General features: G+C 67.0%; 12 protein-coding genes and 1 tRNA gene. 9 read left to right on the top strand and 4 right to left on the bottom strand.

Annotation, left to right across the window (positions count from 1 at the left end; all coding sequences use genetic code 11):
• Positions 1 to 229 precede the first annotated feature (229 nt).
• Positions 230 to 394, top strand: a complete 165-nt coding sequence (locus MIAR_RS02880; protein ID WP_285631010.1) for a hypothetical protein — start codon at positions 230 to 232, stop codon at positions 392 to 394.
• Here the strand turns inward: MIAR_RS02880 and MIAR_RS02875 are convergent.
• The 3 genes from MIAR_RS02875 to MIAR_RS02865 are packed head-to-tail and all read right to left on the bottom strand — an operon-like array spanning position 391 to position 3,412.
• Positions 391 to 1,995, bottom strand: a complete 1,605-nt coding sequence (locus tag MIAR_RS02875) for an SIR2 family protein (RefSeq protein ID WP_285631007.1) — start codon at positions 1,993 to 1,995, stop codon at positions 391 to 393. The genes MIAR_RS02880 and MIAR_RS02875 overlap by 4 nt on opposite strands.
• Positions 1,996 to 2,052: 57 nt before the next feature.
• Positions 2,053 to 3,150: a HigA family addiction module antitoxin gene (locus tag MIAR_RS02870; RefSeq protein ID WP_285631004.1), complete on the bottom strand. Its 1,098-nt coding sequence runs from the start codon at positions 3,148 to 3,150 to the stop codon at positions 2,053 to 2,055.
• A 16-nt stretch (positions 3,151 to 3,166) separates the two neighbouring features.
• Positions 3,167 to 3,412 (bottom strand): type II toxin-antitoxin system RelE/ParE family toxin, encoded by a 246-nt coding sequence (locus MIAR_RS02865; protein WP_285631001.1) that lies wholly within the window; start codon positions 3,410 to 3,412, stop codon positions 3,167 to 3,169.
• A gap of 211 nt (positions 3,413 to 3,623) precedes the next feature.
• Between MIAR_RS02865 and MIAR_RS02860 the strand changes: the two genes are divergently transcribed.
• Positions 3,624 to 3,941: a YegP family protein gene (locus MIAR_RS02860; RefSeq protein ID WP_285630998.1), complete on the top strand. Its 318-nt coding sequence runs from the start codon at positions 3,624 to 3,626 to the stop codon at positions 3,939 to 3,941.
• A gap of 74 nt (positions 3,942 to 4,015) precedes the next feature.
• Positions 4,016 to 4,138 carry a hypothetical protein gene (locus tag MIAR_RS02855; protein ID WP_285630994.1) on the top strand — a complete coding sequence of 41 codons (123 nt, stop codon included), beginning with the start codon at positions 4,016 to 4,018 and terminating at the stop codon, positions 4,136 to 4,138.
• 631 nt (positions 4,139 to 4,769) lie between these two features.
• Here MIAR_RS02855 and MIAR_RS02850 read toward each other — a convergent pair.
• A tRNA-Leu gene (locus MIAR_RS02850) sits at positions 4,770 to 4,853 on the bottom strand.
• Between the two features lie 184 nt (positions 4,854 to 5,037).
• Between MIAR_RS02850 and MIAR_RS02845 the strand changes: the two genes are divergently transcribed.
• The 6 genes from MIAR_RS02845 to MIAR_RS02820 are packed head-to-tail and all read left to right on the top strand — an operon-like array spanning position 5,038 to position 12,153.
• The gene (locus tag MIAR_RS02845; protein ID WP_285630991.1) at positions 5,038 to 5,718 is read left to right on the top strand and encodes an FHA domain-containing protein; all 681 of its coding nucleotides are present in this window, start codon (positions 5,038 to 5,040) and stop codon (positions 5,716 to 5,718) included.
• Complete coding sequence (locus MIAR_RS02840) at positions 5,715 to 6,203, top strand: FHA domain-containing protein FhaB/FipA (protein ID WP_285630988.1); 489 nt, start codon at positions 5,715 to 5,717, stop codon at positions 6,201 to 6,203. The genes MIAR_RS02845 and MIAR_RS02840 overlap by 4 nt, the downstream gene beginning before the upstream one ends.
• Positions 6,204 to 6,218: 15 nt before the next feature.
• A complete protein-coding gene (locus MIAR_RS02835; RefSeq protein WP_285630985.1) occupies positions 6,219 to 7,541 on the top strand; it encodes a PP2C family protein-serine/threonine phosphatase in 1,323 nt (440 codons plus the stop codon).
• A complete protein-coding gene (locus MIAR_RS02830; RefSeq protein WP_285630982.1) occupies positions 7,538 to 8,920 on the top strand; it encodes an FtsW/RodA/SpoVE family cell cycle protein in 1,383 nt (460 codons plus the stop codon). The genes MIAR_RS02835 and MIAR_RS02830 overlap by 4 nt, the downstream gene beginning before the upstream one ends.
• 48 nt (positions 8,921 to 8,968) lie before the next feature.
• Positions 8,969 to 10,423 carry a peptidoglycan D,D-transpeptidase FtsI family protein gene (locus MIAR_RS02825; RefSeq protein WP_285630979.1) on the top strand — a complete coding sequence of 485 codons (1,455 nt, stop codon included), beginning with the start codon at positions 8,969 to 8,971 and terminating at the stop codon, positions 10,421 to 10,423.
• On the top strand, positions 10,420 to 12,153 hold the full coding sequence (locus MIAR_RS02820) for a protein kinase domain-containing protein (protein ID WP_285630976.1): 1,734 nt from the start codon (positions 10,420 to 10,422) through the stop codon (positions 12,151 to 12,153). The genes MIAR_RS02825 and MIAR_RS02820 overlap by 4 nt, the downstream gene beginning before the upstream one ends.
• The last annotated feature ends 22 nt before the right edge of the window (positions 12,154 to 12,175 follow it).

Raw genomic sequence — 12,175 nt, 5'->3', positions numbered from 1 at the left:
TCCGCGGTGCCGAGCGGCCGATGCTGGGACGAAACGAAAGAGACCCGGGTCCTCTGGACCCGGGTCTCTTTCCCACTGTGCGCGAGGGGGGACTTGAGTCCCTCGGTAAGTGACACGCAATCGCGTACGAGGTCGTTGCGACGATGTTGGCTCTGATAATTGGCGACATCTCTCCGGCAATTCGAGTCCCAATGTGGCTGGGGACGTTAAGCTGTTGGTGGGAGGCAACGTGACGCACAACACGATGCGCAGTTCCACCGGCAGCAGCCGCCAGCAAGAGACGGGAACTGTTCGCAGCAAGTTGGTTGAAGAAGCGAATCGCGGCAACCGCGAGCGCGAGGCCCGCGAGCAGCGGGCACTTTTTGCTGCCTCGTACAGGATCGCGACGCGCTAAGCCGTCGCTTCCACTGGCGCGTCAACGGCGAGTAGCGCCGTTCCCTCTAGCCTCAACCGCGAGACCAGACTTGCTGTGGTCTCAGAATCCGCGTTCATCGCGCAGTTCTGCACGCGCCGGGTGCTGGCGAGACTGATCACGCCGACGACGGCACCGTGGACAAACACCGGGACGCACAGGAACGACTTCCAGGTGTACTGTGTGAGGTCGTGTCGCCCGCCGTCGAGGTCTTTCACATCGAGCAGGCGTGGCCGGCCGTCGACGAACGCGCGAATTGGGGCAAGGTAGCTGCCTCTCTCGAGGTCTGCGCTCTTGCCTGCCAGCCCGTCCGGTAGGACGTCGGAAGAGCGTCCCCACCGGCGCAGGCTCCGCTTGGTAGCAACGGGCCCCTCCCGAACCCAGAGTTCGACCAGCAACCGTTCGCGGGCCGTATCCATCGGAGATCCGGCGGGGCTGAGACGAGTGATCTCGTACGCGTGAGCGAGCATCTGGCGAAGCCGCTGGGTGAGGTGGGGGTCCGTCCCGGCCCGAGCGGACCAGTTCGCCCACCACGCGTCAACACGGTCCGTGTACGGCAGGCTTTGCGGTTCGTCGGGTCGGGCGACGTCGAAGACCTGACGGAGCACAACTTCATGGATCAGCTGAGCGACCTGTCCGGGGAAGTCAGGGAAGAGCAGTCCGACGCCCAGTTCTGATGCGCGGTAGCGCGCGAGGGTGAGGGCAAGGCCTTCGTCGGCAGCGTCGTTGTGAGCGAAGTCTGCTCTTAGCAGCACACCCAGCCGTTCGCACCCTTCGCCGGAGCTGGCGCTGAGCGCGCGGATGAGCGGCGTATCCGACAGGCTCGTTCCGAGCAGGAACGCCAGGGACGCGTCTTTCAGTGCGTCTTCAATGGTCTTCTCCACCACGCCGGCACTCTGCGCGTAACTGTTCTCGTCGAGGATCAGCGGCCAGCTGACTTTGCCTCGCCCGGTGGGCGGCAGGCGCCCGTGCAGATAGACGATGTCCACGTAGGACCCTGGTTCGTCGGGGTCGGTCTTGTTCGGCGGTTCGATGCGGACCGGGCTCGCCAGGCCCGCGCGATGGACTCTCAGTCCCGGGAAGGAGACAACGTCGGGGATGTTTCCGCGGATTCTGTCGTACGCCTGCTCCAGGTAGGTGTCGTAGTTGGTGGTGAGGATCATCGTCTCGCGGCCCAGGTGCGAACGCATGGCTGCGAGCGTGATGATCTCCTCGACGAGCCGGCCGTTCTCCCAGCGCCCCTCATCCTGGTACAGGGCGGCGCGCAGCCTGTCTCTGAGGGTTCGTTGCAGGCGCTCCCCGCCGCCGGAGTTCGCGCGAAGAAGGTAGACGACACTGGAGGCGAGGGACTCCGGTGAGCGCGAATTCAGGAAGCCCACCTGTGTGCGGGTGGGCATATCAGGTCGGGACCTGTGCTTGCGTTCCGGCAACAGCGACAGGATCAGGGACCCCCAACTGTGGCCGGTGCGGTCGATGGTGACGCCCGCACCGCAATAGAGGAGGAGCCGGCCCTCCGCTTTCGCGGCCTGCTCGATTGTCGAGAGGGTGAGATAGTCCTGGAAGAAGGGATCTTTGTTTCGCACGATGTTCTGAGTCAGTCTCCGTTGACCTGGCGCGCACCAGAGTGGTGAGAGCGTGGCCTAAGCCGGCTCCCATTCGAGATCGACCATTAGCTGATTGCCGTACTGGTAGGGCAGCTTGCGGTGGCGATGAAGTTGCTGGACGGCCAGGCCCGGCGAGACGCCGATGTTCCTCGCAATGCGGGCAATCGCGCCGTTGCTGGTCACGTTGTCGAAAGGATGTAGACCGTCTGCCCCGAACAGCACCTGGAAGGCGAACGCGTTGGCGTCCTTCTCCGCTTTCGTGTTCCGCGTCTTCTCGCTCTTGTACTCGAAGTGGGTTTCTCCACGCGGGTCGTTGAGGACGTGTCCGAGTTCGTGGAAGAACGTCCAGATGATGAATCCATCTTTCGCGCGGCGACCCGACTGCTGGATCATAGGAACGCGTGAGTCAATCCACCGGGTCATCCCGTACAGGGGGAAGCTGCCGGGCGGGTCCACCATCGCGAAAACGACACCGACGGTTGCGAGCATCGTGGCCAGATCCCGCAGCATCGCCTCATCCGGTGAGGCCGCCCGTTTGCGCAACCCCGGAAGCAACAGCCGCAAACCGTCCGCATCGAAGGTGAGATTGCGCCCTCGTTCGTACGCTTCCGATAGCTCACCGGCGCGGAGCCAGGTGGAGCATGCCACCAGATCGAAGGAGGCTTTGTTCTCCTTCAGCGCGGCGAGGGCGTATTCGCCCGTGTGGGCTACCTCGATGCTCTCTTCGTACGCCGCCCATGTGCCGAAGGAATGGAAGGCGAGGAAGTCGGCGACCAACTTCCCAGGAGTGCGCAACGACGCGGTCGTCACGCCCAGCGAGCGCAGGTATGTCGCTGTTGCTGCGGGGATCTTCGTCACGTGTTCGGCAAGTTCACTCTCGTCACGGATGCGGGCGAGGTCTGCGCGATACTGCATCTCCATGCGAAGCCACACATCTGCGGCGATGCTGGTGAGCCGTTCCAGCTTGAATGCCGAATCGGCGGTGATGGGGGCACGCCCGTTGACGATTTCGTTGACCTGCTTGCGGCTGACGCCAAGACGGTTCGCCGCCTCCTGCTGCGTGTGACCGGTGTCCCCCAACCACTCGGCAAGATACTCCCCGGGGGCGACTGCATAGTTTGTGTGCGTTGGCATGATCTTCCCCTTCCAGTCAGTGGTAGTCGATGATCTCAATGACAGTCACGGTCACCGCGGCCAGACCCTCACCCTCAGGACGGACCAGAAGGCGATAGTTCGGGCTGAGCTTTCCAGCCCAGACTCCCCGACGGTCGGCCGTCATCGGATGCCAGTTGCCGCCCGGATCCTCAGCAGCGAGGCCGCCGACGGTTGCGGCGCGCTCGAGTGCCTTGATCCGAAGCCGTAGCTTCGGGGCGATGTCGGAGCGGCGACGGTTCATCTCCCGCTCGTCCGTACACAGATTTCTCAGCTTCTGGTCCTCATATCGAACCTCCATGATGTCACCGACTTCGTTACACTGTAGCGCACGGATGCGCTTCGATATTCCCCACCGGGACCTATTCAAGCGGATACGAAGACAGAACATGACCACGACGAGCGCTCACCCTGGGGAGGGCCGGGCACGACGCTCCGAACGATTGGGGAATCGCATGTATTTTCGCGTCGGGAACGACACCGCAGGCAAGGCGTCCTGGTGGCTGTACAGCTCGAACGGCGAGATGGTCGCCTGGGCAGGGGAGAGCTTCTATAGCCTCGCCGGAGCACAGCGCGCCGCGCGGGCATTCAAGGCGGGCGCGCTGACCGCGCGGTACGAGATCTGGGCGGACGCTGCGGGCAAGTACCGCTGGCGCGCCTGGCGCGGGAGCGACAAGGTCGCCGCGTCGGGCGAGGCCTTCGCCTCCAAGTACAACGCCGAACGCGCTGCGGAGAACGTCCGTCTGAACGCCGGCCGCGCAACCGGCGCGTAAGGCGCCGCGGCCGGAGCCTGAAAGGGGCCGTCCGTCGTGTCGACGGGCGGCCCCTTTCAGGCCGCGCCGATTCCGTGGAGATCGAGAACGCGAAGAACCTGGAGGTCGACATCATCCCGGCCAATGCGCATACCAGGGCCGTCAGAACCGGAGTGCTCGATGACGCGGTGCCCTGCGACGGCGTCATCGATCGCTGAGACACACCTGTCCAGCGAGTCGCAAGTGCTTCAGCGGCGAGCATGCAGACGATTTGCCTATGGACGGCCCAGAGAATCGGTTTGGACAAGAGATTGCACGCAAGAAGGTTCTGCCGCGGATCGAGGTCTCGCAGAGCGCGCGGCTCAACGCCGACGTTCTCGGGCAGACGATGCCTGCCTCGTGGCTTCCTCCCTGCGGCCAACAGCCGACATGCCGCTGCAGAACATGACGTGGTTCTGCCACCGGCTCTTGGAATCCGCGACGGATCACCTTGTGATGTGGGCCGACTACGCCACGCCCCTTCGCTTTCACCTAAAAGCGGAGATCGTCCACACGCTACGACCGGCATTCACCCTTTTCGCGCGCCACTACTGAGTCGGCAGTGCTTGGCCGCTACTTTCTTGCCCGCACTTGGAACCTCGACGAGCAGGTGAAAGCAGCCGCGAGGGGGGACTTGAGTCCCTCGCGGCCACTCCACCCGCCGCCTCGTTGCCGAGGTCGGGTTTCGTCCGGGGAAAGGGCGGCGCGCGGAGCCTCCGGCCGCGTGGGGCCCCGGCGTCCAAGGTGCCGTCACTCGCGCATACAAATGAGAAGGTCCCGACCCTCCGGGCCGGGACCTTCTCATTTCTGTGCGCGAGGGGGGACTTGAACCCCCACGTCCTTGCGAACACTGGCACCTGAAGCCAGCGCGTCTACCTATTCCGCCACTCGCGCAGTGTCTCGTTCCGAAGAACTCAACCTGCTAACACTAACATGTCCGAGCCCGTGCTCCGAACACGGCGGGCGCCGACAGCATCCGTCGAACGGCGTCCGCATGCCGTAATCCCGCCTCAAGAGGCGCATATACAGCGGGGCTGGCTACGATGGCCCCAAACAGGTCGGATGCCAGAGGAGCCCCGTGGGACTACTTGACAGCTTTGAGAAGGGTCTCGAGCGCGCCGTGAACAGCGCGTTCGCGAAGACCTTCCGCAGCGGCATCCAGCCCGTGGAGATCGCCTCGGCCCTGCGCCGCGAGGCGGACACCAAGGCGGCTGTGGTCAGCCGCGAGCGCATCATCACGCCCAGTGACTACCTCGTGCGGCTGAGCCCCGAGGACTACGAGCGGATGCTGAGCCTCGGCCACGCTCTGAACGACGAGCTCTTCGCGCTGCTGACCAAGCACGCCCGCACCCAGGGCTACAGCTTCTCCGGCCCGCTGCACATCTCGATCGAGGGCGACGCGCAGGTCGCCACCGGCACCGTGCGCGTGAACTCCTCCTCCGTGGAGAGCAGCGTCTCCTGGCAGGGTGTCGTCGAGGTGGATGGCCGCGAGCACCCGCTGACCAGCGCCCGCACCGTGATCGGCCGCGGCAGCGACGCGGGCATCACCATCGCGGATGCCGGCTCCAGCCGGCGCCACGCCGAGATCCTCTGGGACGGCGAGCGCGCCATGCTGCGCGACCTCGGCTCGACCAACGGCACCAAGGTCGACGGGCAGAAGATCCGCGAGGCGGCGCTCGCCCCCGGGTCCACCTTCACCATCGGACGCACGCAGCTGACCTTCCGCGTGGTCCCGGTCTCGAAGGGAGCCACCCGATGAGCGATCTGCTACTCCTGCTGCTGCGCATCGGCTTCCTGGTGATGCTGTGGTTCTTCGTGTTCGCCGTGGTCTACTCGCTGCGCGCCGACCTCTTCGGCGTCCGCGTGCGCAAGATGCCGGCTGCCGAAGCCCCGGTCCCGGCGGCACCCGTGCATCAGGCGCCCCGGCCGAGCGCCCCCGCGGCGAAGGCCGCCACGCGCCTGATCATCACGTCCGGGCCGAAGGAGGGCCTCGAGGTCCCCCTCGGCGCCGCCGACTCCATGTCGATCGGCCGCTCCAGCGAGTCCGGCCTGGTCATCCGCGACGACTACACCTCCAGCCACCACGCCCGGCTCACCCGCCGCGGCGACATCTGGACCCTGCAGGACCTCGGCTCCACCAACGGCACGTTCCTCGACGGCCACCGGCTGAGCGACAAGCCGGTCCAGGTGCAGATCGGCAGCGCCATCAAGGTGGGCGCCACGACCTTCGAGCTGCGAGCGTAAGGGCGCAGCCTCCAGATGGTCTTCGAGGGCTCGAGCGCCGCGATCTCCCACACCGGGAAGGTCCGCTCCAACAACCAGGACTCCGGGTACTCCGGGGCGAACCTGTTCGTGGTCGCCGACGGCATGGGCGGGCACGCGGGCGGCGACGTCGCCTCGAGCATCGCGATCGGCCGCATGGAGGGCCTCGACCACCCCTATGCGTCCACCGACGACGCGCAGGCCTCGCTGCAGGCGGCCGCCACGACCGCGGCATCCGACCTGGTCCGCGCCTCGAAGGAGCGACCCGAGCTGGCGGGCCTCGGCACGACGCTCAGCGCGATCGTGATGGTCGATGACCACGCGGTGATCGGCCACATCGGCGACTCGCGCATCTACCTGTACCGCGACGACGCGCTCACCCAGATCACCACCGATCACACGTTCGTGCAGCGGCTGGTCGATTCCGGCCGCATCACGCTCGAAGAGGCCCGCTACCACCCGCGGCGCTCGGTGCTGATGCGCGTGCTCAGCGACATGGACATCGCGCCCGACCTGGACATGTTCGTCATGCCCACGCATCCGGGCGATCGCTGGCTGCTCTGCTCCGACGGCCTGTCCGGCGTGGTCGACGAGGCGCACATCGCCAAGGCGATGGGCCAGGGCCTCGCCCCGGGCCGCACGGCCGACAACCTGCTCAAGCAGGCCCTCGACGGCGGTGCGCCCGACAACGTGACGGTCGTGCTGGTCGACGTGGGCGGGGCGCATCCGCTCTCCTCCGGCACCCCCACGGTCGTCGGCGCGGCATCCAACCCGTCGAGCCTCCCGGTCGCTCCGCCGCGCAGCTCGCTGACCGGCTGGCTGCACCCCGTGCTGCAGGCTGCGAACGAGCCCAGCCACTTCGAGCCCGACTCCGACTACTTCGAGGAGATCATCGAAGAGGACAAGCGCCGCCGCACCCGCCGGCGCATCGCCTGGCTGGCCGGCCTGCTCGTCGCGGTGCTCGCGCTGATCGGCGGCGGCATCCTCGCCTACAACTGGACGCAGACGCGCTACTTCGTCGGCGCCGACGACGACAGCGTGGTGATCTACCGCGGCATCCAGCAGGATCTCGGGCCGATCAAGCTCTCCACCGAGGTGAAGGACACCTTCATCCTGCTGGCCGACCTGCCCTCGTACCAGCGCGACTCCGTCGAGCGCACCATCAACGCACGCTCCCTGGCGGATGCCATCGCCATCACGGAGCGACTGCGGCAGAGCGCCCTCCCGCCCATTCCCGTGCCGATCCCGACGCCGACGCCCTCTGCGCCCGAGCCCACCCCGACGCCTTCCGACACTCAGACGGAGGTGCCGACGCCATGACCGACGTCGCCGCCGACACCAGCGTCCTGAAGGCGCTGAAACGGATCCGGATGCCGCAGAAGCAGCGCAACCGGGAGTTCTGGCTGCTGCTGTTCGCCATCGCCATCTCGGGAGCGTCCCTGACGCTCGTGCAGCTCGGCGCGCTGGGCGCGATCGACCCCATGATCCTCGTGATCGGCGGGGGTCTCGCCGTGCTGGTCTTCGCCGTGCACGTGGTGCTGCGCGTCGTGGCATCCGACGCCGATCCCTTCGTGCTGCCGATCGCGACGACCCTCACCGGTCTCGGCATCGCGATGATCTACCGCATCGACATCGCCAAGCAGCTGTCCGGCTGGCCGGCGTTCTCGAACAAGCAGCTCGCCTGGACCGCCATCTCCCTGGCGGGCGTGATCGCGCTGGTCATCGCCCTGCGCAACTACCGCGTGCTCTACCGGTACACGTACATCTTCGGCCTCGCCGGCATCGTGCTGCTGATCCTGCCCTTCATCCCCGGCCTGAAGGCGAGGGGCGCGACCGCCGACGTGTGGGTGTCGCTGGGCGGCATCTTCTCGTTCCAGCCGGGCGAGCTGGCCAAGATCTGCCTGGCGATCTTCTTCGCCGGGTATCTGGTGCGCACCCGCGAGAGCCTCAGCTCGGTGGGCAACAGGTTCCTCGGCATGACCTGGCCGCGGATGCGCGAGCTCGGCCCGGTGCTGGTCGTGTGGATCATCTCCCTGCTGATCATCGTCACCCAGCGCGACCTCGGCACCGGCGTGCTGATCTTCGGCATGTTCATCGCGATGCTGTACGTCGCCACGGGCAAGACCAGCTGGGTGCTGATCGGCCTGGCGGGCGTCGGCATCGGCGCGTTCCTCGCCACCCGTGTGCTCGCGTACGTGCAGCGCCGGTTCACGAACTGGCTGGACGCGTTCAACCCCGACATCATCCAGGCGCAGGGCGGCAGCTACCAGCTCGTCGAGGGCATCTTCGGCCTGGCGCACGGCGGCCTGATCGGCACCGGCTGGGGTCAGGGCCGTCCGCAGATCACCCCGCTCGCCAACAGCGACTACATCATCCCGAGCCTCGGCGAGGAGCTCGGCATCGTCGGCCTGTTCGCGATCCTCTGCCTGTACATGGTGTTCGTCAGCCGCGGTCTGCGCATCGGGCTCGCCGGCCAGGACGACTTCGGCAAGCTGCTGGCCACCGGGCTGTCGTTCACGATCGCGCTGCAGGTGTTCATCATGGTCGGCGGTGTGACCCGCGTCATCCCGCTCACCGGCCTGACCACGCCGTTCCTCGCCGCCGGCGGATCGTCGCTGGTCGCCAACTGGCTCATCGTCGCGCTGCTGCTGCGCATCAGCGACGGCGTGCGCCGCCAGCCCCGGGTGGTGATCGGATGACCACCCTTCGTCTCGCTCCGCTCGCTCAGGAACCGCGGAGGTGTTCGCATGACTAAAGAGCTCAGGCGCCTCAGCTTCGTGATCCTGGCGATGTTCCTGTCGCTGTTCCTGGCCACCAGCTGGATCCAGGTGATGGATGCCGACAATCTGGCGCAGAACCCGGCCAACACGCGCACCCGGCTGGACAGCTACCAGATCCAGCGCGGATCGATCCTGGTCGGCGACTCGGCGATCGCCAGCTCAGCGCCGACGGACGACAAGTACCAGTACCAGCGGGTCTACACGGATGCCGCGATGTGGGCGCCCGTGACGGGCTACTTCAACCCGGTGCTGCAGTCCTCCACCGGCATCGAGAGCGCGCTGAACGCCGAGCTCTCCGGCACGACCTCGAACTCGCTGGTCGCCGAGATCGAGCGCATCCTCTCCGGTCAGCCGCAGCAGGGTCTGAGCGTGAAGCTCACCATGAACGCCAACGCGCAGCGCGCAGCCTGGGACGCGCTGCAGGGCCTGCAGGGCGCTGTCGTCGCGATCGAGCCGTCCACCGGACGCATCCTGGCCATGGCATCCACCCCCGGCTTCGACACGAACAAGCTGGCCGTGCACGATGCGAAGGCCGTGAACACCGAGCACGACGCGCTGGTCGCCGACCCGACCAAGCCGCTGTACAACCGTGCCATCGCCGGCAACCTCAACCCGCCGGGGTCCACGTTCAAGCTCGTCGTCGCGAGCGCCGCGCTGAACTCGGGCAAGTACACGCTCGACTCCACGCTGCCGAATCCGGCCCGCTACACGCTGCCCGGCACCTCGACCCAGATCTCCAACGCCTCGGGCACCACCTGCGGTGAGGGCGAGACGACGACGATCGCCCAGGCGATCATCCGCAGCTGCAACATCCCGATGGCGGAGCTGGCGGCCGAGCTGGGCGACAAGGCGATCCGCGAGACGGCGGAGAAGTACGGCTTCAACTCCGAGTTCGCGATCCCGCTGAAGGCCACGCCCTCGAAGTATCCCGAGGGGCTGAACGACCCGCAGACCGCGCTGACCGGATTCGGTCAGGGACAGGTCACCGCGACGCCCCTGCAGATGGCCATGGTCGCCGCCGGGATCGCCAACGGCGGCGCCGTGATGAAGCCGCGGATGGTGGATGCGGTGATCCGCGACGACTTCTCGGTGTACAAGCAGTACACCGACGAGGCGTTCGATCAGGCGATGCCCGCCGACCAGGCCAAGGCTCTCACCTCTGTGATGGTGCAGGGAGTCAGTTCCGGGGCGGCGACGGGTGCAAGAATAGACGGCGTCGATGTCGCCGGAAAGACGGGCACGGCGCAGAACGGATCCAACCCGTACACGCTGTGGTTCACAGGTTTCGCACCGGCGGAGAATCCGAAGGTTGCGGTGGCAGTCGTCGTCGAAGACGGCGGTGGAAGAGGACAGTCGGGTTCCGGCAACGGTATTGCCGCCCCGATTGCGAAGAAAGTCATAGAGGCGGTGCTGGGCAGATGAGGCCGACGCAGGGTGTGTCGTTCGGTGGTCGCTACGAGCTGCAGTCGCGGATCGCGATCGGCGGCATGGGTGAGGTCTGGGAGGCGACGGATCACGTCATCGGACGCACCGTCGCGATCAAGATCCTCAAGGACGAGTACATGGGCGACCCGGGCTTCCTGGAGCGCTTCCGCGCCGAGGCCCGCCACGCCGCGCTCGTCAACCACGAGGGCATCGCGAGCGTGTTCGACTACGGCGAGGAGAACGGCTCCGCGTTCCTCGTCATGGAGCTCGTGCCCGGTGAGGCGCTGTCCACCATCCTCGAGCGCGACGGAGCACTCTCCGCCGACAAGACGCTCGACATCGTCGCGCAGACGGCATCCGCCCTGCAGGCGGCGCACGCCGCCGGGCTGGTGCACCGCGACATCAAGCCGGGCAACCTGCTGATCACGCCCGACGGCCGCGTGAAGATCACCGACTTCGGCATCGCGCGCATCGCCGACCAGGTGCCGCTGACCGCCACCGGCCAGGTGATGGGCACCGTGCAGTACCTGTCGCCCGAGCAGGCCTCCGGCCACGCCGCATCGCCGGCCACCGACGTGTACTCGCTGGGCATCGTCGCGTACGAGTGCCTGGCGGGCAAGCGCCCGTTCACGGGCGAGTCGCAGGTCGCCATCGCGATGGCGCAGATCAACGAGCAGCCGCCGCCGCTGCCCTCCACCGTGCCGCAGCCGGTGCAGAACCTGGTCATGGCGATGATCGCCAAGAAGCCAGCCGACCGGCCCTCCTCGGCCGCGACGGTGTCGCGCGCCGCGCAGGCGCTGCGCCGCGGTGACCTGAACTCGGCCGCGATCGCCGTGCCCGCCATCGCCGGCATCGGCGTCGCGAACGCCGACGACGCGACGCGCATCCTCACTGGGATGGGCGACGGTCAGGCCACCAGCATCCTGCCGACCACGGCTCAGCTGCCCACGGGGCAGGCGGATGCCGAGGAGCAGACGCAGAAGAAGAAGCGCAGCCCGTGGACGTGGCCGCTGGTGGCGCTGATCGCGCTGCTCGTGATCGCGCTGGGCGGCACCCTGCTGGGTCTGCTCCTGAACCAGGGCGACGACAAGCCGGTCAAGACGTCGAGCTCGGCGCCGGTCACGACCCCGTCGAACACACCGACCCAGGACACCGCCGAGCCGGTGAACATCGAGTCGCTGAACCTGATCGGCATGACCTGCGACGCGGCGAAGACCGTGCTCGCGGCGAAGGACCTCACGCTGGACTGCGTCGCCGGGAACCCTGCCGGATCCGAGGCCGAGCAGGGGCAGATCTACGAGCTGGTGGACAGCGGCAATGTCACCCCTCCCGCCACGATCCGGGTGAAGTACTACGCCGACCAGGTCGCGATCCCCGCGCCCTCCTCCGCGCCCACCTTCTCCGGGACGTTCACCGAGGGCGAGGAGGCGACCGTCAACTGGAACGCCTACGTCTGCCCCTCCGGCACCGACGCGCTGTCGTCGTACGAGGTGACCATCACGAACGCGAAGTTCAAGGACGGGTCGACGACCACGAGCTTCAAGCCGGGCACCGGCTCCGCCGTGATCGTCGTCGACCAGGGCTCGGCGGGCAAGACCGTGACGGCCACCTACCGGGCGTTCTGCGGCGATCGCGCCTCGGGCATGTCCAATTCGGGCACGTCCACCGGCATCCAGCCGGGATCGCCCCTGCCGACCGAGGGGATCACGCCGCCTCCCGCCAATTGATCAGGTTGCAGCGGGTAATCTG

The sequence above is a fragment of the Microbacterium arabinogalactanolyticum genome (genome assembly GCF_030268005.1).
GTDB lineage: Bacteria > Actinomycetota > Actinomycetes > Actinomycetales > Microbacteriaceae > Microbacterium > Microbacterium arabinogalactanolyticum.
Note: the sequence above shows the minus strand (reverse complement) of the source record. Positions and strands in the feature narration are given on the sequence as shown.

Coding starts and splice junctions, on each gene's coding strand:
- MIAR_RS02870 (WP_285631004.1), bottom strand. CDS start 3,150: ATGCCAACGCACACAAACTATGCAGTCGCCCCCGGGGAGTATCTTGCC.
- MIAR_RS02865 (WP_285631001.1), bottom strand. CDS start 3,412: ATGAACCGTCGCCGCTCCGACATCGCCCCGAAGCTACGGCTTCGGATC.
- MIAR_RS02860 (WP_285630998.1), top strand. CDS start 3,624: ATGTATTTTCGCGTCGGGAACGACACCGCAGGCAAGGCGTCCTGGTGG.
- MIAR_RS02840 (WP_285630988.1), top strand. CDS start 5,715: ATGAGCGATCTGCTACTCCTGCTGCTGCGCATCGGCTTCCTGGTGATG.
- MIAR_RS02835 (WP_285630985.1), top strand. CDS start 6,219: ATGGTCTTCGAGGGCTCGAGCGCCGCGATCTCCCACACCGGGAAGGTC.
- MIAR_RS02830 (WP_285630982.1), top strand. CDS start 7,538: ATGACCGACGTCGCCGCCGACACCAGCGTCCTGAAGGCGCTGAAACGG.
- MIAR_RS02825 (WP_285630979.1), top strand. CDS start 8,969: ATGACTAAAGAGCTCAGGCGCCTCAGCTTCGTGATCCTGGCGATGTTC.
- MIAR_RS02820 (WP_285630976.1), top strand. CDS start 10,420: ATGAGGCCGACGCAGGGTGTGTCGTTCGGTGGTCGCTACGAGCTGCAG.